The 20,903-nt window shown below is 33.2% G+C and carries 18 protein-coding genes; 4 read left to right on the forward strand and 14 right to left on the reverse strand.

Annotated elements, in window-relative coordinates:
* Positions 1-82: 82 nt before the first annotated feature.
* The 3 genes from F8154_RS08050 to F8154_RS08060 all read right to left on the reverse strand — a co-directional run bounded on the left by F8154_RS08050 (position 83) and on the right by F8154_RS08060 (position 7,292).
* On the reverse strand, positions 83-1,687 hold the full coding sequence (locus F8154_RS08050; RefSeq protein ID WP_151861105.1) for a BCCT family transporter: 1,605 nt from the start codon (positions 1,685-1,687) through the stop codon (positions 83-85).
* A gap of 205 nt (positions 1,688-1,892) precedes the next feature.
* A complete protein-coding gene (locus tag F8154_RS08055) occupies positions 1,893-4,940 on the reverse strand; it encodes a tetratricopeptide repeat protein (RefSeq protein WP_151861106.1) in 3,048 nt (1,015 codons plus the stop codon).
* A gap of 207 nt (positions 4,941-5,147) precedes the next feature.
* Positions 5,148-7,292, reverse strand: coding sequence for a M20/M25/M40 family metallo-hydrolase (locus tag F8154_RS08060; RefSeq protein ID WP_151861107.1), 2,145 nt, complete (start codon positions 7,290-7,292; stop codon positions 5,148-5,150).
* A 269-nt stretch (positions 7,293-7,561) separates the two neighbouring features.
* Between F8154_RS08060 and F8154_RS15730 the strand changes: the two genes are divergently transcribed.
* Positions 7,562-7,765, forward strand: coding sequence for a transposase (locus F8154_RS15730; protein WP_456298072.1), 204 nt, complete (start codon positions 7,562-7,564; stop codon positions 7,763-7,765).
* A 215-nt stretch (positions 7,766-7,980) separates the two neighbouring features.
* Positions 7,981-8,439: an IS1595 family transposase gene (locus F8154_RS08065; RefSeq protein WP_151861108.1), complete on the forward strand. Its 459-nt coding sequence runs from the start codon at positions 7,981-7,983 to the stop codon at positions 8,437-8,439.
* Between the two features lie 379 nt (positions 8,440-8,818).
* On the opposite strand, the gene F8154_RS08070 is transcribed toward F8154_RS08065, so the two are convergent.
* The 6 genes from F8154_RS08070 to F8154_RS08095 form a co-directional block, all read right to left on the reverse strand.
* Positions 8,819-9,916: a WG repeat-containing protein gene (locus F8154_RS08070; RefSeq protein WP_192930204.1), complete on the reverse strand. Its 1,098-nt coding sequence runs from the start codon at positions 9,914-9,916 to the stop codon at positions 8,819-8,821.
* Positions 9,917-9,996: 80 nt separating this feature from the next.
* A complete protein-coding gene (locus F8154_RS08075) occupies positions 9,997-10,260 on the reverse strand; it encodes a WG repeat-containing protein (RefSeq protein WP_192930205.1) in 264 nt (87 codons plus the stop codon).
* 308 nt (positions 10,261-10,568) lie between these two features.
* The gene (locus tag F8154_RS08080; RefSeq protein ID WP_151861111.1) at positions 10,569-10,829 is read right to left on the reverse strand and encodes a hypothetical protein; all 261 of its coding nucleotides are present in this window, start codon (positions 10,827-10,829) and stop codon (positions 10,569-10,571) included.
* A 164-nt stretch (positions 10,830-10,993) separates the two neighbouring features.
* Positions 10,994-11,929: a ring-cleaving dioxygenase gene (locus tag F8154_RS08085; protein ID WP_151861112.1), complete on the reverse strand. Its 936-nt coding sequence runs from the start codon at positions 11,927-11,929 to the stop codon at positions 10,994-10,996.
* 158 nt (positions 11,930-12,087) lie between these two features.
* Positions 12,088-12,858 (reverse strand): acyl-CoA dehydratase activase, encoded by a 771-nt coding sequence (locus tag F8154_RS08090; RefSeq protein ID WP_151861113.1) that lies wholly within the window; start codon positions 12,856-12,858, stop codon positions 12,088-12,090.
* Positions 12,859-12,912: 54 nt separating this feature from the next.
* Positions 12,913-14,076, reverse strand: a complete 1,164-nt coding sequence (locus F8154_RS08095) for a double-cubane-cluster-containing anaerobic reductase (protein ID WP_151861114.1) — start codon at positions 14,074-14,076, stop codon at positions 12,913-12,915.
* Positions 14,077-14,458: 382 nt separating this feature from the next.
* On the opposite strand from F8154_RS08095, the gene F8154_RS15515 reads away from it, so the two are divergent.
* Together F8154_RS15515 and F8154_RS15520 are read left to right on the forward strand one after the other, a co-directional pair.
* Entirely contained in the window at positions 14,459-14,992 is a 534-nt protein-coding gene (locus F8154_RS15515; protein WP_151861115.1) for a DUF401 family protein, read from the forward strand.
* 107 nt (positions 14,993-15,099) lie between these two features.
* Positions 15,100-15,705 carry a DUF401 family protein gene (locus F8154_RS15520; RefSeq protein ID WP_192930206.1) on the forward strand — a complete coding sequence of 202 codons (606 nt, stop codon included), beginning with the start codon at positions 15,100-15,102 and terminating at the stop codon, positions 15,703-15,705.
* Between the two features lie 275 nt (positions 15,706-15,980).
* Here F8154_RS15520 and F8154_RS08110 read toward each other — a convergent pair whose 3' ends face one another.
* The 5 genes from F8154_RS08110 to F8154_RS08130 all read right to left on the reverse strand — a co-directional run bounded on the left by F8154_RS08110 (position 15,981) and on the right by F8154_RS08130 (position 20,783).
* On the reverse strand, positions 15,981-16,856 hold the full coding sequence (locus F8154_RS08110) for an AraC family transcriptional regulator (protein ID WP_151861117.1): 876 nt from the start codon (positions 16,854-16,856) through the stop codon (positions 15,981-15,983).
* Positions 16,857-17,128: 272 nt separating this feature from the next.
* Entirely contained in the window at positions 17,129-18,193 is a 1,065-nt protein-coding gene (gene rsgA / locus F8154_RS08115) for a ribosome small subunit-dependent GTPase A (protein WP_192930207.1), read from the reverse strand.
* Positions 18,190-19,020, reverse strand: coding sequence for an ABC transporter permease (locus F8154_RS08120; protein WP_192930208.1), 831 nt, complete (start codon positions 19,018-19,020; stop codon positions 18,190-18,192). The genes rsgA and F8154_RS08120 overlap by 4 nt, the downstream gene beginning before the upstream one ends.
* Positions 19,010-19,816 (reverse strand): ABC transporter permease, encoded by an 807-nt coding sequence (locus F8154_RS08125; RefSeq protein WP_151861120.1) that lies wholly within the window; start codon positions 19,814-19,816, stop codon positions 19,010-19,012. Before F8154_RS08125 ends, F8154_RS08120 begins: the two co-directional genes overlap by 11 nt.
* Positions 19,800-20,783, reverse strand: coding sequence for an ABC transporter ATP-binding protein (locus F8154_RS08130; RefSeq protein ID WP_151861121.1), 984 nt, complete (start codon positions 20,781-20,783; stop codon positions 19,800-19,802). Before F8154_RS08130 ends, F8154_RS08125 begins: the two co-directional genes overlap by 17 nt.
* Between the last annotated feature and the right edge of the window lie 120 nt (positions 20,784-20,903).

A 20,903-nucleotide genomic window follows, 5' to 3' on the forward strand; every position in this document is an offset into this window, starting at 1 on the left:
ACCCCCATATAATTAATGTAAATATTTGAACAAGCCTATCTAACCAGATAGGCTCATTCATTAACTTTATCTATGTGATATACTAATTAGTTTCAGAAGCTGTTTCTTTAACGATTACTTCTTCGTCTATTTCTGCTGTTTCAGGACAGTTTACAACGTCGTATTTACCTTGTTTAATAATCATATACATTGTTGTTCCACTTAATAGTATCATAAAGAATAGTATTGGGAACCCTGCTACAGTTGCAATTTGCTTCGTTGCATCAATACCACTAATTTCTGTACCTGCACTCAATATGTTTATGATAGCCATAGAGGACATAACTGCTCCCCAGAATAATTTCACCTTTGTAGGTGGCTCTGATCCTTCTGATAGGTTGGCTGTGGTTGACAAGGATGCAACTGTACTGGTCATTGAATCTGCCAAAGTAACAATTGACACAAATATTGCTAAAATAAATATTGCACTCAACAAGCCCGACATTGGGAAGTTACTGAGGAAGGCAAACACCGATACCTCTAATCCCGATTGCTGTATGGACTCCCATATACCAGCTCCATTTAACTCAAGGTGAATAGCTGAGCCTCCAAACACTGAGAACCAAAGTAATCCAAAGGTAGCAGGAACAATAACATTAACAAGCATAAACTGCTTAATGGTACGACCCTTTGAAAGTCTTGCCAAGAACATTCCTATTAGCGGTGCATATGCCAGCCATATTGCCCAATAGTAAATAGGCCACCATCTTGGCCAAGCTGAACCTTCTATAGGACTTAAGTAGTGGGTTCTAACAAAGAAGTTTTGAATGAAGTCCCCCACCGATTGGGTTCCAAAGGATAGGATAAACTGAGTAGGACCAACAATAAATATAAATACCATCATGGCTAAAAACAGCTTTGAATTTTTATCTGATAGCCAACGAATTCCTTTATTTAATCCAGTATAACTAGAAATTACATAGGTGATAACTATTGCTACAAGAATACCAACCCATAGACCTTTTCCTGCAGTTACACCTGTTAATACATTTAATCCACTACCTATTTGCATAGTTCCAACACCTAAAACTGCTGCAACTGCACCTGCCATTGCAAATAAGCATACGTTATCAACTATATCTCCAACGTATCCCCTTATTCTTTTTCCAAAGATGGGATAAAGGGTTGAGCTTACTTGATATGGAAGCCTCATGTTATATACTGCATATGCAATACCTATACCTGCAATTCCGTACATAGCATAGGGTATGTAGGTCCAATGGATGAAGGTTGTTGTCATAGAAAACATTGCTGCTGCCTCTGACATTGGCTCTAATCCCAATGGGGGTGACATGAAGTGAGTAATAGGCTCTGCAATCCCCCAGAATAAAATACCAGTTGCAATACCCGCACATAGGGAAATTGCAAACCAGTTCCAGTTGCTTAGCTCTGGCTTTGCATCTTTTCCCCCAAGCTTAATATCTCCATATTTAGAAAACATTAAATAAAGACACATCGCAAGGAAGATATTACCTGAAATTTGGAACAGCCAACCAAAGTTTACAAATGCAAATTCAACTATAGCATTCATACCCTGTAAAAATTTTGCCGGTGCCACTAATCCTACAATAATTGCTGAAAGAAAGATAAATGACATTGGTACAAAAATTGCCATTCTTAACTTAGCGTTACCATTTGTAGCTTTCATTTTATTCCCTCCCAATCCAATTTTAAAACTAAAAATCTGAAAACCCTATCAATAATTAATTGTAGCTGAAATTTGTTTGTGTTACAAACGTTTTCATATTTGTGAATTTTCAAAATTTATTAGTTTGTATATATATTAACAGCATACCGTCCATAAAAAGTCGAAACCAGTAGAACTTGTACTGGTTTTAAAAATATATATTGCGTTACTGCTTCTTTAGCTGATTTAAAAGGTTTACCTCATAGTATCCCCTTAGTTCTTTTAATATAGCTATACCTTCATTACAATAATGCTCATGGCTTTTTTCTATATAGGGAGCAAATATCCCCCTTAGTGCTTTGTTTTTGTCCATTTCCTTAGCTATCTCCCCCTTCACCCTAAGAACCAATGCAATTTCATAGGGGCTTTTTAGTTTTTGGGAGTCGGCCTCTGCCTTCATTAAGGATTTTAACCCCTCTTCATACCTTTCCTCTTTAATTAATAGCAATGCTAAATGACCATATGCCATTGATCTTCCCCATAGATAGTCTATCTCTTTATATATTTTTAGTGCCCTATTGAAATATAGCTTTGCATTCACATAGTCTTTATCTGCGTAGCATGCCAAGCCAGCATTAGTATGAAAAATAGCTAAGCCCCTTAAAATCTTCTTATCATTACATATTGAAATAGCCCTCTTGTAATAATCAATTGCCTCTTTAAAATTTTGACTGTGTCTTTTACTTTCCCCAATGTAATTATATATTGCAGCAATATGAAGCAAGTATTTTTCTGGATATGGCAGGGTGTTAAATATGTTTATGGATTCCTTTAGTATTGCTTCTCCCTCACTGTAAAGCCCCTGCATAATTTTTAAAGCACCCTTTAATCTATATAGTATAGCAGTTTCTTCTTTTTCGTCGCTTTCCTTTGCAATTAATAATGCATTTTCTATTAGCTCCTCCATTAGCACTATGTTTTGTGTGTTAATACAGTAATATATCATTTGTCTATAGCCCTTAAGTGCTAATGCATATTCTTTAGATTCTATTGATCTACTAATGACCTTTTTTATATTTTTAATACCTTCATCGTAGTCACCTTGTATTATCAAAAATCTACCCGTCATTAAAAAGTAGGTTATTTGTATTTTGCTTACTTCCTCACCATATCCATTTATTACTATTACTTTGTCTATCAGCTGATGTATTTCCTTTAGCTTTTTTTTCACCTGTTCTTTACTTAAGTATAATAAGTCCTCAATTTTTCCGCTCATGGTGTTTATTACAGGGAATATTTCATGATTAAAGTCAAGATATTCTTCTAAATTTTTTATGTTGTATTTCAGAGCGGCTATCCAATTGCCACCATTATAGAAGTGATGGATTAGCTTTGAATATAAGAAAATATCTCTTTTATCTTTTTTTAGTTTCCCTTCTAGTAAATTTCCTATTTTTTGATGAAGTAGCTTTCTTCTTGATAGGGATAGTTGCATATATAGATATTCCCTAAGCTTTTGATGAGTGAAGGCTAATTCAACGTCTTGTGAGCCCTTTGACTCCTTTAGAATGTTTTTATTCTTTAACTCATCAATAATATCGATTATTTCTAAATCATTTTTACCGCTTAATTTTTGTAGGTCTTCCAACTGAACACTGTCGAAATACACTGAGATAATATTTAATAGTTTTTTTGCTTCTTCAGAGATATTGACAAACCTGCCTTTAAGAATGTCCTCCATATTGGAGGTTATATGTGTACTTTTATTGTTTTTTAGGTTATTAAGAAACTCCATTAGAAAAAAAGCATTACCTTCAGTTTCTGAGTATATTGTCTCCTGAAGTCCCCTATTGAACTGATAGTTAGGCAAAAGCTTCTTTGCAAACTCTATTGTTTCTTGCTTTTTAAAGCGTTCAATCATTAATTTCTTTAGTAAATTATGTCTGCCTAGCTGCAACATAAATGCCTCTGTATCTTTTCTGTGCTCGTTGCGGCTCGTTGCAAGTACAAGTATAGTATTGTTTTTGTTTTTAAATATAAGATTTTTTAATAGGGTTATTGTCATTGTATCTGCCCATTGTATATCTTCGAAAACCAAAAACAGCTTTTTATCCTTAGAAACCCTTTCTAATATTTCAATTAGTGCATTCTCCAGAACTTGACACTTTAAATTATATAAATCTTCTTCAATATTAATAGAGCTATCGGTTGTATAGCTTGAAAATGAGGGAAATATATGTCCAACTATCTTATTTAATCCCTTAGAAATAGGTATACTTTCTTCTTTAATTATAGCTGCTATTTGAGAAAAAATTTCATTCCATGGCTTTAGAAAATAGTTTTCTTCTGCTTGGTAGCAATTTACAGTCATAAAGATGTTTTTGTTATCATTTTTGGTCTTTATAAAATATTCTAATAATTTGCTTTTACCGATTCCTGCTTCTCCAATTAATAACATCGATTGTGCTTCTCCATTTGAAATAAAGCTTTCATAATTTTCCTCTAAAAACAGAAGCTCTCTATTTCTACCATAGAAGAATTCGTCCTCTTTTTTGTTTATTGCCTCCCTTTGGAGCTTTTCTTTAATAATTGCATCATATACTTCAGTAGTTTTTTTATCCGGTGTAATCGATAACTCTTTTTTCAACAATTTAAGCAGCCTATTATATATATCAATTCCTTGATTAAACTTTCCCTGAGCTCTATAGGTCTTCATTAGCCTTCTATATGCTCTTTCATCAAACTCATCAATACTTATTAGTTGCTTGCAATATTCCTCTGTTTTATTAAAATTATTATTTTTAAAGGCTTTTTCAATTTCTAAATATATTTTATTTATATATATGTCTTTATGTTTGTCCCTTAAGGTGTACATCCACTCTTCAAATGCCTCTGCGTCTTTAATTAGGAAGCCCTCAAGTAGCTCTCCAGTATAATTAAACAGTGAATTGTCATCCTTGTGCCAGTTAAATTCATCAACGTCAATTTTAAATTGTATATCTGGATTAAGTGTTATAATTGATCTTTGTGGGGATATCAAAACATCCTCATTAAATATTTTTCTTATCATATATACAGCATTTCTCAAGTTTTTCTTTGCAATCTCTTCAGAAACATCTCCCCAAAATAGATTAACTAAGGTTTCTCTCGAAGCACGTTTTTCTAATAATAGATAATAAAAAAGTGCCTCTGCTTTTTTATATGGGAAAATAATATCTTCATCATTTTTCAATACCCTTGGATTTCCAAACAGCTTGGCAGTTATTAGAATCACATTATCACCCCTTAATCACCTAGTTAAACAAAAATATATATTAACCTTGATTTAACAATTAACTTAATTATAAAACATATTTAATATATATTAAAGGTTAAACAATAAAGTTGTTTATCCAATTATGATTAAGAAGCCCTAGCTTTTGCCTTTAAAAGGCTCTATACCCTTAAAGAGTATAGAGCTACATTACAAATGCTTCGGTATTTAATTTTCTAGTATATACATGGATAATAATAATGTTCTTTCAATCAGCTCTCTTCTGTGTATTGCCTCATTGGGAGTATATAAACCTTTACTGGAGGGAGCAAAGCCACATACTACAGGGATTTTATTATTTATTTCACCAGCAGCCGTTGCAAGTAGGCTAGATTCTACTCCAAAGGGTATATTCCACTTTTCTGCAATAGTCTTAACCTTATTGATTATTTTATTATTATTGCTTTGAATAAAGGGAGGGCGTTCCACCATTTTTTCAATATATGACTGTATTCCTTTAGAATTTGACTTAAATATTTTGGAAATCTGCTTTTCAGCTTCATTTGCTAATTTCTCGTCTACGAATGTAATGTACAGGGTTGCACGTACCCTATGGGGCAGAAGTACGCTATACCTTTCGGAGTGTACATCCTGTATAGCAACTGTCAACTTTTTGTCCCAACTGCTTATATCCTTTAGCATTTCTGCTTTTTTTATGAAGTAGCTTAACACGTCCATTTGGCTAGAGCGATAGCCTACCCTCAGTGAATCCCCTTCAACAATTACGCTGTATTTCTTTGAGCCACGTCGTTGATGTACCACCTTTCCCCCCTTAAAGCCTGGTTGGAGAACTATTACCTCCTTTACATTTTGAGACAGTTTTTTTAATACTCCATTACTATATCTCATTCCTCTACCTTCATCTGAATAGAGGAAAATAGCAATTTTCTTTTTATCTAGGTTGTTTATTTCCTTTAATGCATCTAAAGCACTTAATAAAGTAACTAGTCCTCCCCTGCTGACTGCTATGCCTTCGCCATATATCCACTCCTGTTCAGTTCTATATGGAATTGGAAAACCAGATCTATTACCTGGTATATCAATAGGCAGCACCAATAACAAGCCATCCTTTAGCCCTGCCTCTGTTTCCCATGTCCAAGCTGAATTATTATTGGTATAATCCTCCACCAGCCTTAAGCCCATTTGCTTTAGCCTATCCTCCAGCCTTCTTAATACAGTGCTGATACCAACATAGTCCTCTGTCCAGCTGGGGATATTTGTCCATGTTTTTAGCTCAGCTTCTATTTTATCTCTATTTTGGGTTATTATATTGAATAAATCCATTGTTTTATCTGGTACATCCTCGCTAATATTGTCTATTATATACGGTCCAAAGTATCTTTCACAGGCTACCTCTACTAGTTTATTCATGAGATCAACATAGTTTAAGCCTATTTGCTTTGCAGCAAAAACAAAGGATCCATCGGCTCCTAAGCTTGCCATTGAATTTACTTCTAAAATATATGGGTTACCGTCCTTGTCTATTCTAAAATCCACCCTTGCACTATCGTAGCAGCCTAAAGCCTCGAAGGTATCAATAGCCAGCCTTTGAATACCTTGAGTTTCCTCCTGGGATAAAGGTGCAGGACATATTTTTTCTACTTTTCTTCCACTTATATTCTTTTTATCCTCATAGGTATACACCTGTGGTCCGTCTCCAAAAACCAATTCTACTGGTGGTAAAGCCTGGACGGGATTATTCCCTAATAAAGCTACGTTAACTTCTCTACCTTCAATAAACTCCTCAACTAGAGTTGATGAATTAAAGGTGTCATAAATTGTTTTTACTCCCTCCCTTAATTCTTCTTCATTATGTACTATTCTTAGTCCAAAAGAAACAGCCTCAGCTTTTGGCTTAACAATAAGTGGATATCTTAAATTATCTGTAATATCTGAATCTGGCTTATCCATTACTGTAAATTTAGGAGTAGGTAATCCTTTTTGAATTAAAATCATTTTAGTTACGATTTTATCTAATGCAATGGCATGGGTTTCAGGACCAGAGCCAACATATGGTATTCCCAGCATCTCAAGTATCCCTGGTACATGCATATATCTACCCTTCCCCTGTATCCCATAGCTAAGATTCAGTACAAGACCAGGTCTTTCTCCCGATATAACCGATGGCATAAACTTCTCAAGCTTAGATATAATATTTTTATCTCCTTCAAAGGTTTTAACCTGGTGTCCACCAGCTGTTAAAGCCTCCTTTATGTTCTTAATAGTCTCCAATCCATATTTTTCACGGTTTAAGGTGCCAAAAAGATTAATAACTGCTTGGCTTTCTCTGTTATAAACAATGGCAATTTTCATTTAATACCACTCTCTTTCCATATAGTAAGTAGTCAACACTATTATAATTATAGCCTATTTATAGTTAACACATATATTAATACTTCTTTAAGATTTAAACAAAAAAATGATTTATTAAGGCTAATAAATAAAGAAAGCTTAAGTATTTTGTTACTTATATTTATAACGAAAAAAAACCTTAGGCTAGTTTACAATAGCTAAGGTTAATAATCATTTAAACATAAGGCTCTGTACACGATACATGTTGTTGATATGGGCATACTATTGATATAAAGTGTTCTCATTGTAAATCCTTAGTGGTAATTAAAAATGGCAATATTAAGGACAAGCAAAGATATCGTTGCAAAGAGTGTACCAAGACCTTTTCTGATACAACCCTCACCCCTTTTGCATATAGTAAAAAAGCTTTTCTAAGTGGGAAGAATATGCCAATTGTTTTGTTGAAGGGTATTCACTTAGAAAAACAGCTATGATTGTCGGTATTAGCTTTAAACAGCCTTTATTTGGCGACATAAAATTCTTGATGCAATCAGACTAAGTGGGCGTGATTATCTTAGCGGAATAGTGGAAGCTGATGAAACTTTATTCCTAGAATCCTTTAATGTCAATCACAAGAAAAGCAAGACATTTACAATGCCTAGACCACCAAGAAAGGGTGGTGGAAAGTCAAATTATAGAGGCATAAGCCATGAACAAATATGTGTCCTTTTTGCAATGGATAGAAAATCGAGTGATTGGAGAACCTGCTTGCAAAGGGCGTATTTCTCATGAGCAAATTAATGATATCCTTAATGGACACATAAGCTTTACCTCTATCCTTTGCACAGATAAACATAGAAGCTATATAGGGTTTGCTAAAAAGGTAGGTCTTGACCTAAAACAAGTAAAGTCAGCTGCTAAAGTAAATGGGATATACCATATTCAACACATAAATTCTTTGCACAGCAGACTAAAGGGTTGGATGAGGGATTTTAAAGGAGTATCTACAAAGTATCTAATTAACTATCTATACTGGTTTATATTTCTTGAAAGCATCAAGAAAAGCGATATGGAGAGTCAAATTAATCAACTTTTTAAAGCGTGTTCTGAATTTGACTTTAGAGAGACTACCAAAACCCTTAGAAAGCGCCCTCATAGTATTGCATAAATTTGAATACAAAAAAGAAGACATAAGTCTTCTTTTAGAATGTTCTTCAGTAAGCTTTGGCTATTTGTTAAGGTTTATTTGTGTCGCCTAAAAAAGATTATGCTTCTTAACTGCAAATATCGATTATGCTAATAATATGTGGTAATGAAAACTAAAATCAATTTCTTGTTTTCTTTTCGCTATAAGAAAAACAAAGCAATCCAAACAAATACAATCGGTGAGGTTGAACCCATTCTAGAAGTGATTGCCGAAAGACTGCAAATAGAATTGCTGATATATAAAATACAATTTTCTCCATGAAATTTTCTTCAAAAATAAATAATCCATGCTACACATAATCCATCTAGTCCGTCAAAAAAATAGTGTGAAGAAACACCCTCTATAATACTTTCTTCCCTGTCTTATCGATATATCCCCATTTATCATCAACTTTTACTGGGGACAGTCCATTACTAAACCCTTTTACTTCATCATACTGAGGCTTAATTACCCACTGTTCCTCTTCATTCACAAAGCCCCATTGATTGTTCACTTTCACGGCGGCTAAACCTTCGTTGAATATTCCAACAGCATCATATCGTGGTTTAATGATAATCTTACCTTGTATATCCATATACCCGTATTTATCTTGCACTTTAACTCTAAGGTAGCCTGGTGAACTATATGCATCTATTTCATCAAACTGTGGTTCTACAAGAATGTTTCCACTTTTATCTATCAATCCATATTGATTATTTAGTTTCACAGTTCCTAATTCATAATTAAAAGATTCTATTAATTCAAACTGTGGCTCTATAACAACATTTCCACGATTATCAACCAGACCCCACTTATTCTCTTGGTAATCACGCACCACTACAAATAAATCCTCATAAAACCCTTCTAACCTATGGTACTTAGCCTCTATGAGGAACTCACCTTTATTGTTGATATATCCCCACTTTTCACCTAGCTGTACTCTTGCACCATTTTTTTTAAAGTTTGTTCCACTAGTAAAGATTGGCTCTATCACCATTTCTCCTGTCTGATTTATATAGCCTATTTTGTAGCCATCTGCTTTTTCAACTGCTACCAAAGCTAATCCCTCTGAAAAATGAAGAGTTGTATGAAACTTTGGCTCTGTCAAAAAATTTCCTTCCTTGTCTATGTAAGTCCATTTGTCACCAATGGCTACAGCTGCAAAACCTTCAGCAAAGCTAAGGGCATTATCGTACTTAGGCTCAATTACCCAATTTCCTAGTTCACCAATGTAACCCCACTTCCCATTGGTCCTTGCTGCAGCGAGACCTTCATGATAACCATAGACCTCATCATACATGGGCTCTATAACCATCTTCCCATTCCTATCAATGAAACCCCATTCACCATTTTCCTTGATTGCAACCACCTTTTCTTGATAAAATAATTTTGCATCATCATATTTAGGTTCAATCATCATACTACCATCTTGATGAACATACCCATATTTTCCATCCATTTCCACTCTTATCAGAGAGTCCAATAGTAAGGGTCCTATTGAGTCATATTTGGGTTTTAAGATAGTTTTTCCCTCTTTATTTACAAGCCCATAATATCCATCTTTTTAATTTGTATATAGTTTTTTGAAGCGTAATGAATGTCTTCAAATTGAGGGGCTAATAGGATTTCTCCATTTATATCAATACACCCATATAGTCCATCAATTTGAATAATTGCTATGCCATCATCAAAAAAAACAGATGCATCTTCATAAATATATTCATCTAGTGATGCCTTGTATATCATCCATACTACAAAAATCATCACCGTTACCACCAATAGTTTACCGTATTTAAATTTCACTACAGTATCCCCCTTGTTCATTCAAATCTTCATATAATTTTTTTCACTATTATTCTTCACATTTTCCATCTAGTATACTTCAATAATAGCATCTAATTAAACTAACTTTTCTGTCCATTATGTCATATCATTTATCTTATGCATCAATACTTACATCTCAATTGTAACAGAAATTTACATAATTATTAAAATAAAGCACACTGCTTTTAATGAATCTTTTTACCCAGAACAACATTCTGTCTGTACAGAGCCAAATAAAATAATAATAATTAAGCTAATCTTTACCCATTAAGTTGTAGTCATTAAGACTAATTAAAATCATTCAGTGATATTTCAGCATTTTTAATAATAGCAAAGCCTTTAAAAACCACAAAAAGGGTTAAAGCAATTACAAACCCACCTATTGGTGAAGTTAAAAGCTCAATAGAATCCTTTGGGAACTCAGCCACACTTCCAGAAACGTACATGAGATATGCGAAGTAAAAACAAGCTATTACCCAAACATAGCTTAAGATGTTAGCTGCTATTATTATCAGTTCGATAGGGCTGCGATCATTTAACTTAAACAATATAATACCTCCTTATATAATTAATTACATTATTTCTAATATTTTATATATAAGATTATACCATATTATTACATTATATCCATATATAATTTTTGTTTTTGTAAAAAATATTTTAAAAAGCCTTAAGCTTATTAATCTAGCTTAAGGCTTAAATATATGATTATTTATTCTTTTCTTAACTTAATAGTTGGTAGAGTCCTTTCCAAATTAAATCTTTTGCCTTCGTACCACTGTGGAAGCATAAGCTTTTCTCCCAAAGCCTCGTATTCTTCATCTATCAAGAATCCAGGACCATTTGTTGCTATCTCAAATAGAATATTCCCCTTATCTCTAAAGTAAATTGAGCGAAAGTAGTTCCTTTCTCTTACTGGTGTAGCACTATATCCAAATTCAGCTAAATATTCCTTCCACTCTATTTGATCTTCTTCATTCTCCGCCTGTAGTGCAATGTGATGCACTGTGCCTATGCCTATTTCCCCTTCACCATAGGGAGCTATATTTACATCAACTATACTACCTATACTTCCAGATGCTTTGAATCTTATTACATCCTTTTCTTCACCAATTCGTGTAAACCCCATTATCTCTTCTAATAGATTAATGGTACTCATGGGATTACTTGAGTATAGGGTTACTCCATAAATCCCCTTTAATGCTACCTGTGGAGTAATTTTTCCAAAGCTCCATTTATTTTTGTCAGGTGCTTCATCTTCTACTAGTTCCAGATGTAAACGATGGGGATCGTAAAAGGATATATGCCTTTTATTAAACTTCTCTATTATTGAATAATTTATATTAAACTTTTCCAATCTGTTTTCCCAAAACTGAAAACTTCCTTCAGGTATGCTAAATACAGTTGTTCCAACCTGTCCCTCCCCAATTTTTCCTGCTTTGCCATCTATCCAATTAAAGAAGGTCATTACTGTTCCTGGTCTACCTATATCATCTCCAAAGTATAGGTGGTAGGTTTCTGGATCATCAAAATTCACAGTTTTTTTTATTAAGCGAAGCCCTAGAACACCTGTATAAAAATCTACGTTTTCCTGTGGGTCACCAACAATGGCAGTAATATGATGAATGCCTATTGATTTTTTAATCATTGTACCAGCTCCTTTTATCTCACCTGCTTTACAAATTCTCCCGCCTTTTAAGCAGGGAATAAGCAGCTTTGCCTATTGATATTATACTCTAATAACAAGGTGTTAAACATAAACCTCAACAACAAGAGCAACACAAGCAATACAAGAAGCAGCATTTTTTACCTACGTAATTCACTTCCTATAATCGCTGCCCCAATTGCCCCTAGAAATTGTGCATTATCTGTAGTTTTTATTTTTGCTTGTAGCTTATTTTCTAAAAGCTTCTTCAAGAAGTAATTCTTAGAAACTCCCCCTGAGAAAAACACCTTGTCTGCTATTTGTACCTTACTTGCAAGTGAATAGGTTTTTTTACATACTGATTGAAGTAAACCAGCAGAGATACTTTCCTTAGAGGCACCTTCTGCCATAAGGCTAATAATCTCAGATTCCGCAAAAACTGTACACATACTGTTAATATTTTGTGCTTCTACTCCTTCTGCTAGTAATGACAACTCACTTACATCAACCTCTAAGGTATGGGCCATAGCCTGTAAAAATCTACCTGTACCTGCTGCACATTTATCATTCATTATGAAATCTATAACATTACCCCTATCATCTATTCTAATTACCTTGCTATCTTGTCCCCCAATGTCAATAATAGTTCTTATGTTAGGATCAATAAAATGAGCCCCTTTTCCATGACATGTGATTTCTGTAACCTTTTTATCTATGAAGGGTAAGGCTATTCTCCCGTATCCAGTTCCTACAATACATTTAATATCCTTGGTATCAATTTGTGGGTATTTTGAAATGGCTTGAAATAAGTTCCTTCCAGCTTCCCTCGGACTCCATCCAGTAGGTATCAACTCTTGGGCTAGAATTTTTTCACCATCATAAGCTACTGCCTTAGCTGCCACCGATCCGATATCTATTCCTATACTAATCACTGGTACACATCCTCCCATAAGAAAGAGCTCATATGAGCTCTCTGTTTAATGATTCTATTCTGCTAAACTACAGTTGCTTATGGACTCTAAAAAGGCTTCAAGTCTTACCTTTAATTGTCCCTCATCAGAGTCAGAATAATCTGTTTCTACTTGTATAAAGGGTAGGTTTAAGGTGTCTTTTACAAACTTCTTCACTGTGAAGGATTCTATGTTATAAGTATGACAGGCTTGCCAGGTTAAATCTACAACCCCATCCACTTCGTATTCTTTAGATAATCTTTCTATTAAGTCTAATCTTCCATGGTTTGGTATCATGCAGGAGCAAGGGGTAGATAAATATTTTTCTGCTATAGCAAGGATAGGCTCTTTTTCTTCATCTATTAATACATCTAAGCCCTTATATCCTGTACAGTTTTCTAGGGCTACTACACTAGCACCAGATTCTTCTAGGATTTTTAGTACCTTTTCTGAGCCGCTTCCAATAGGACATCCGGTCAATAGTATTCTTGGTGCATTTTCATCAAAGGCATAGATTCCCTTTTCCATTTGAACCTCTACCTCCTTGATTAGCCTTTCTATAAGCTCTATACCTGCCTCCTTGTCTACATTAAAGCCCTTTAGCCATTGAGCAAGCATCATATCCATCCCTGATATAGGAGCTGGTTTGTGGGCATTTAACTGATGTAGCTTTTTCATAGCTACTCTTTCTCTGTTCATTAATTTGATAGCGGCCCTTAGCTTTTCCTCTGTAATTTGTACACCAAACTGATTTTCTAAGTAATCTTTAAAACGATTCATTTCATTCTTCCAAAATACTAACGCCTCTTCTCCCGTAGCCGTCTGTGGTAGATTCATTATATGCATCGGCTTTAGCTTCTCCATTAATTCATACATTTTCTTTTTTCCATCACAGGTAGTTTCCGCTAATAGTACATCTGAAAAATAAAAATATGGACATTTATCTGTTATTGCAAAACCATAGCTGGACTTAATTAATGGACATAGATTTCTTGGAAGCTCTTTTTCTGCCTCTTCTATTGGCTCCTGTTTTGTTCCACATAGAGTTACTGTTATAGCATCTGCTGCCATAGCAATTTCCTGTGGAGAAAACACACAATACATTCCCACTACTTTTTTTCCAGCTTCACTGGCCTCTTTTATTTTTACAGAGTTAATACCTCTTAAAGCTTCTACCTCTTCCATGATTGCTGGTCTCATTGTAAATTGCTCCTATAATTTTAATTTTATTCCTTTAGACCCTGTACTAGTTAATTCTATATTTATCTACAATACTCTAATCATTAAATATCACCTCACGATATTGTTTGCAACTCATATTGCCTACTGATATGTACCATCTTAGTGTATCAGTCTTTAAAAGGTGAAACAATCATTTGAAGGCTATTTAACTATTGAAATAATCTATGTTTTAGAGATTACTTATAGATAGCTTTTAAAGATAATTGGTTGGATTATGACTTAATTAATAGTCTGTATGTAATTTTTGCATATATTATTTCGATAATCTAAAGTATTGTTATAATAAAGGAAAAATGATATATTTATTAATAGCTTAAAGGAAATGGACTGGTGATGACATATGTTAATTTTATCCTTAGTAATATCAATTTTTATAACCTTATTCCTAGTAAATAGAAAGCTAAATATAGGCTATTCCTTAATGGTTAGCTCCTTTTTTTTGGCCATGTTAAATGGGCGTAGCTTACCACAATTTTTAAATTTATATAAAAATACCCTACTTGAACCCACTACTTTATCCCTCGGTTCCATAATAGCATTAATTACTGTTTTGGCTTACTTGATGGATAAGTATTTTATACTGGATAGAATGATTATTGCTTTAGAAAAAATACTTAGAAGTGCAAAGGCTACAATTTTAATCGCACCAGCCCTTATGGGAACCCTTTTAGTATCTGGTGGTGCCTTAATGTCTTGTCCAATCGTTGGAAGCCTAGGGGATAGGCTTAACATTGCCAATGATAAGAAGGCTACCATAAACCTAATATTTAGACATGCCCTATACTTCGTTTTTCCATTGTCACCTGCGATACTACTGGCATCAGAAATAGGAGATTTTAGGGTTATAGATTTTATTAAGCTTCAATTTCCATAGCATTAGCTCTTTATATATTTGGCTATATTTTTTATTTAAGAAATTACAAAGAAAAAAAGCCAGAAAAAATAACCATAAAACAGTATTTTCATGCCTTTAGTACTTTTGTGCTTTATGCATCTCCAATATTAATAAGCTTATTAGGAGTTGTTGCTTTTAATGTCTCCTTCCAGCTATCTCTACTGGTGGGTATCGCCATTAGTGTAGGTATAAATCAGTTTGACAAAAGAAGGGATGAAAAATATGACTTAAAGGAGCATCCCTTAAAAACCATATATAAGGGTGTTAAGTTACCAATGGTGATTGCAATTGTAGGAATTTTTTTATATAGAAATACTGTAAATGAGATTGATGAAATAATCATATTTCTTAATCATTTGCTTGATCAAGGGATGCCAATAGAGCTTTTAATATTTTTATCTACGGCTGTATTGTGCTTTCCATTAGCTGCAACTAATCCTGGTATTGCCATATTGTTTCCCATGCTTTTGCCTTTAGCCCCCGATTATGAAACAAAGCTTCTGTATGCTATGTTCATTTATACAAGCTCCTTTATATTCTATTATATTTCACCTCTTCACCTTTGCCAGGTGCTAACCTTAGAGTATTTTCATGTAAAGATTAAGGAGCTATATAAGAATTATCTTGTAATTCTACCTTTAACCTATGGTGTTATGTTAATTATTTATTATATAAATATGGTTTTAAAATAATTTTACAGCCCTAGCAACGTACTATGTTATTGTATTGTAGGTATATTGCTATTTTAAATTGAAGATGTAAAAACAAGAACTCAGTTGATGTAACTGAGTTCTTGTTGCCTGTAAAGAGTTTGAGGGGCTTGTGGCTGTTATAGACATATAGTGCTATTAGACCTTGCTGGTAATACTAAAAAGTAGGATGTGTACTAAAGCTTATAGATGCTTTTGTGACAAGCACTTAGGTGATAAGATATTGGTCTCAACGGCTAAATCAATCAATACTTAAGCTAATAGCTTTTAACTACTGGAATCCAAATTTCGCTTTTGTGGTTAGATAAATCGTTATAGTTATTTTCATCTTGCCATAGTAACTGCGGACCTTCTTTAAGTTCATATCCTGATAGGGGTAACCATTCAACGCCTATTCTCTCCCATGTGGTCTGCAATGCTTCTGGAAACTCACCAACTACAGTGAAAACTGCCCATGTAGAAGTGGGAACAGAGTATACGCTCCATTTTTTTGCATGATCTTGTGTTGTTGCCACACCAATAAAGTGTTCTATAGTATCACCTTCTGCTATTTCATCTTGAAATATCATTGAGGCATTTATAACTCCTTTTGGCTCAATGTTGGACAGTTTTTCTAATTCTTCATAATCTTCTTCTGTAAGGCTTGTGTACATATCCTGTATTTCAGTATTAATGCCTCTATAGATTAATTTAACTTTTTTTGAAAGGCCTACTATATAAAAGCCCTCTTTTTCAACAATTCTATAGTTCATATCTTTCCCTCCCTTTACAACTAATTGAAAAGTCATAGGTGGAACAGCTTTTAAATTAGCTTGGTTTTTTTTAGCTTCACTTGGAACTATACCATGAAACTCCTGAAAAGCCCTTGTAAATGAGTCAGGTGAGTCATAACCATATTTTACTGCCATGTCAATAATCTTGACATCGGTTTTGCATAGTTCTAAAGCTGCCTGAGTTAAACGTCGGTGCCTAATGTATTGGCTCATTGACATTCCACTTAAAAATGAAAACATCCTACGAAAATGATACTCCGAGCAACATGCAAGTTGAGAAACTTTTTTAAAGTCTATTTGACTTGTTAAATTGTCTTCAATATAAACCATTGCCTGATTAAGTTGTTTTAATGGTTTCATCTTTATCTCCTCCCTTCACTTGTATAATATCAAATTTTAATTATAAATACCCTACATATTTGATACATGTTTTGCAGGTTAAGGTAAGTCAACACAGAGCATAATTGAAAATACTTCTGTGTGCTTTTGGATTTTCAAATCTTCTTTTAACAAAATCAAAGAAGTTTGTAAACTCAAATAGAATTGAGTTTTAATCTTTATTTTTTAATATCCTTTTAATACGAAACACGAGAACCGTCCCCGCGTTTCGCCTGCGTTTCAGTAAAATATTTTTATTTTTTTAATGATAGGCCTTCTATTTTTGATTTCCTTTTAATCTGTTTTTGAAAAGCAATTTTCTCTCTTTTATCATGCTGCAAGCTGGAATAATACAATTCCCTTTGTAATTTCAAATAATTTTTAAATCGTTCCTTATCTATTTTATTTTCTTCTATTGCTTTTCTAACAGCACAGTCATGTTCATGGATATGTTGGCAATCTCTAAACCTGCACTGCCTAGCATATTCTTCTATATCTTCAAATCCTCCACTAGAATTATTATCAGACCATAAATGTATCTCTCTGATTCCAGGAGTATCAATAATATTTCCATTATTGGCAAGTATAAATAATTCTCTATGGGTAGTCGTATGTCTCCCTTTATGATCTTGTATCCGTATGTCAAAAGTTTTCTGTACTTCTTCTCCCATTAACACATTAACTAATGTCGATTTTCCTACTCCTGACGATCCGATAAATACACCTGTTTTTCCCTCTGATAGTTCGTCAAAAATACCTTCAATTCCAACTTTTTCATAAGCACTGGTAAATATACATGTTACCTCTGGTGCTATCTGGTTTAATTTTTCTATATAAGCTACTACGTCATTACAAGCATCCATTTTGGTAAGAATGATAGCTGGCTTAATGCCTTGGTTAATAGCTGTGGCTAAATAGCGTTCTATTCTACGGGAATTAAATTCTTTGTTTAAAGAAGTGACAATAAAAAGCACATCGACATTTGCAGCTAAAATTTGTTCGTCTACTTTTTTTCCTGGAGTTTTCCTTGAGAGCTTAGTTTTCCGTTCCATTAAATCTATAATGATATTAGATTTATTCAACAATAACCAATCGCCTACGCAAGGGAAATCACTTTTATAAATTACTCTATTGTAGTAATTACCAGATAATTCTGCAATTACTTCTCCATTGAGGGTCATCACTTTATAAGCACTTTTATATACTCCAATGACTCTTCCTGGCACTAAGTTTTCATTTTTTCTTAGTTCAAATTGTTGTTTAAAAAAACTATCATATCCATATTTTTCAATATTTATCATATGCAACTTATCCATCATCCTCCTTGAGCTTCGTATCTCCGTTGCCCCCATGACCAAATTTGTGTAGTCATAGATGCAAGTATTATGATCCATACTAATTGGATTAATAAATATTTGAAAACAGTTATTTCTGATAAATTACCTAATCCAATAGATACAGGAATGTATACCATGCTATTAAATGGCAACAACCATCCTATTAAAGCAATATATCGAGGTAAAAATTCTAATGGGATTAAAGCTCCAGAAAAAATCATACCTACATGCAGGATTAAATCCTTCACTCCAAATATTGCTTCCGTCCAAAAGGTTATTAATCCTATTAGTGTATTGAAAAAAAATGTAGTGATAATAGATAGTGAAAGTGATGCTAGAAAAAAAATTATACTACTGATAGATAATTGCTGGTTTCTGAATAATAGTGTCCCTATCAAAAATAAAGGAACGGAGATTAGTAAATTATAACGTATATATCCTAATCCATAAAAAAATTGATACTTTAAATAACTGATTGGTCGACATAGAAATTTAGAAATCTCACCATAGGTTATATCATTCCATATCTTATAGGATATTTGCTTATAGAAACTGGTAGAGTAACCTACTATTCTTACTACATAATAATATCTATACAATTCTAATAGTGAATAGTCATTTAATCTTTCTATTCCCATATACTGAAATATCCTATACCATACTAAATAAAGAATAGATAAATTAATTGGTAAATATATAAGTTTTCCAATAAAATCTAAAATATAGGCTTTTTTGATTACACTAGCTATTCTCAGTACTGATAGGTATTTAAAAAAATTATCCCTAATATTACGTTTATCATCCACCATTTGCTTCATATCTCTTAATACCCCGCTTCCATAAAAATGATACTATTATAAACCAAGTTGCTAAAACTAATACTCCTAATAAAAAGATAATAAGGTTATTTTCTGATTTCCTCAGAAAAATCACGGTCGGGTAGGTTGCTAGGTATCCTACTGGAATACACCAAGTCAACAAATATTTGAGATACTTGCCAAATATATCGATAGGGTATCTCTCAAAGTTAAAATCTTCTAAATGTAGTATTACATTAAGTCCATTAGATTGACCTATCCAGAATGTAAACAGAGAGAAAAAAATCCTCATAAGGGAAATAATGCAAACGCCTATTACTAATATCACAATAGACAATAATACATTTGTTATCGTAATAGAATAATTGTATTTTACTGAGGCTACTATACTTAAGAGAGTAAAGGCTAAAACCCCCTTACAAGTTTCTTCTAATTGCATACTTTCCATAATTGCAGCAAAGAGAGGGTGAATAGGTTTTGTTAAGTACTTATCTAATGCTCCTTGTGTTATTTTTTCTGGTAACTGCCATGCCCCTGCAAAAAAATCACTTAATGCCCAAGAGGTGCTACCAAATATACCTAATATGACTAGTTCTTCAAATTGCCAGTTCCCTAACTGATCGGTATTACCGAAAACTGCCCTCCAGAATATGATGGATAATAGTGTAATAACTATAAAATCAAAAAAAAGTATTATAAAATCCTTTCTATATTCGGTACTATTCTTCCAATTAATATCTATATAATTTAATATTAAACGAAAATGTCTTCTAATTTGGACAATCATTTAAAACAATCTCCCCTTTATAAATTTTTGATATGATCATCTCAAGATTATTGTTATATATTTCAATATCACTTATTTCTGGACTATCTTTTAGAATTTCACCAATAATATTTATATTATCCTTTGAACATTGAAATTTATATACATTTTGATTTTCATTTACTAAATATTGAGAGACTGATGGTGATATATTCAGTTTACCTTTAACAATAATAGTTTTTTTATCATCCAGGCTTAACAAATGATCTTTGGCACCATCAAAAATTTTTTTGCCATGATCGATTAGAAGAACCCTATTGCACAGCTTTTCAATATCATCTAAATTATGAGTTGTTATAATAATTGTTGTGTCAAGTTCTTTATTCATTCTTTTTAAAAATTTATGTATTTGTTCCTTCGAAATTACATCTAATCCTATGGTGGGCTCATCTAAAAATAAAACGGTTGGATCATGTAATAAGGAAGCCACAATTTCGCATTTCATTCTTTCACCCAAAGAAAGCTTACGAACGGGTACATCTAGCAGCTTTTTAATCGCAAAACCCCTTTCAAACAAAGCTAACCTTTTATTAAATTTTTCATCATCAATGCCATATATACTTTTATAAAGTTTTAGAGATTCAATAACTGGTATATTATACCATAATAAAGATTTCTGACCTAATACAACACCAATAGAAAAGGTATATTTATATCTATTTTTTTGTGGACAATAACCTATAACTTCGATTTCTCCTGAAGTAGGTGTTAAAATACCCGTTAGCATTTTGATAAGACTTGTTTTACCAGCTCCATTTTTCCCAAGGATTCCAAGAATTTCACCAGTCTCCACAGTAAAATTAAAATCTGATATTGCACTTATAGTTTCTGAAGAATTACTAAAAATTCGTTTAAAAAAGGAGTCGTAATTCTTAGATATTTTAAAGTCTTTGTTTAATCCACTAACTTTTATTACATTATTTTTCATTAAATTCCTCCTCTTGTAATAGGCGTAGTGTTAATCTATTTTAATCCTAAATAGATTACAAATTAATATTTCCAAGGGATCCAAGGTTTTTTTACAACAAAAAACAATGACCCCCCTTTT

Source organism: Alkaliphilus pronyensis, from assembly GCF_009017275.1.
Lineage (GTDB): Bacteria > Bacillota > Clostridia > Peptostreptococcales > Natronincolaceae > Alkaliphilus_C > Alkaliphilus_C pronyensis.

What these genes read in the sequence shown, in the direction of transcription:
- F8154_RS08070 (WP_192930204.1), bottom strand. Translation starts at nt 9,916, where the DNA reads ATGGATGGAAAATATGGGTATGTTCATCAAGATGGTAGTATGATGATT.
- F8154_RS08095 (WP_151861114.1), bottom strand. Translation starts at nt 14,076, where the DNA reads ATGAGACCAGCAATCATGGAAGAGGTAGAAGCTTTAAGAGGTATTAAC.
- F8154_RS08120 (WP_192930208.1), bottom strand. Translation starts at nt 19,020, where the DNA reads ATGGTGGATGATAAACGTAATATTAGGGATAATTTTTTTAAATACCTA.
- F8154_RS08060 (WP_151861107.1), bottom strand. Translation starts at nt 7,292, where the DNA reads ATGAAAATTGCCATTGTTTATAACAGAGAAAGCCAAGCAGTTATTAAT.
- F8154_RS08110 (WP_151861117.1), bottom strand. Translation starts at nt 16,856, where the DNA reads ATGAAACCATTAAAACAACTTAATCAGGCAATGGTTTATATTGAAGAC.
- rsgA (WP_192930207.1), bottom strand. Translation starts at nt 18,193, where the DNA reads ATGATGGATAAGTTGCATATGATAAATATTGAAAAATATGGATATGAT.
- F8154_RS08130 (WP_151861121.1), bottom strand. Translation starts at nt 20,783, where the DNA reads ATGAAAAATAATGTAATAAAAGTTAGTGGATTAAACAAAGACTTTAAA.
- F8154_RS08050 (WP_151861105.1), bottom strand. Translation starts at nt 1,687, where the DNA reads ATGAAAGCTACAAATGGTAACGCTAAGTTAAGAATGGCAATTTTTGTA.
- F8154_RS08085 (WP_151861112.1), bottom strand. Translation starts at nt 11,929, where the DNA reads ATGATTAAAAAATCAATAGGCATTCATCATATTACTGCCATTGTTGGT.
- F8154_RS15515 (WP_151861115.1), top strand. Translation starts at nt 14,459, where the DNA reads ATGTTAATTTTATCCTTAGTAATATCAATTTTTATAACCTTATTCCTA.
- F8154_RS08065 (WP_151861108.1), top strand. Translation starts at nt 7,981, where the DNA reads ATGAACAAATATGTGTCCTTTTTGCAATGGATAGAAAATCGAGTGATT.
- F8154_RS08125 (WP_151861120.1), bottom strand. Translation starts at nt 19,816, where the DNA reads ATGATTGTCCAAATTAGAAGACATTTTCGTTTAATATTAAATTATATA.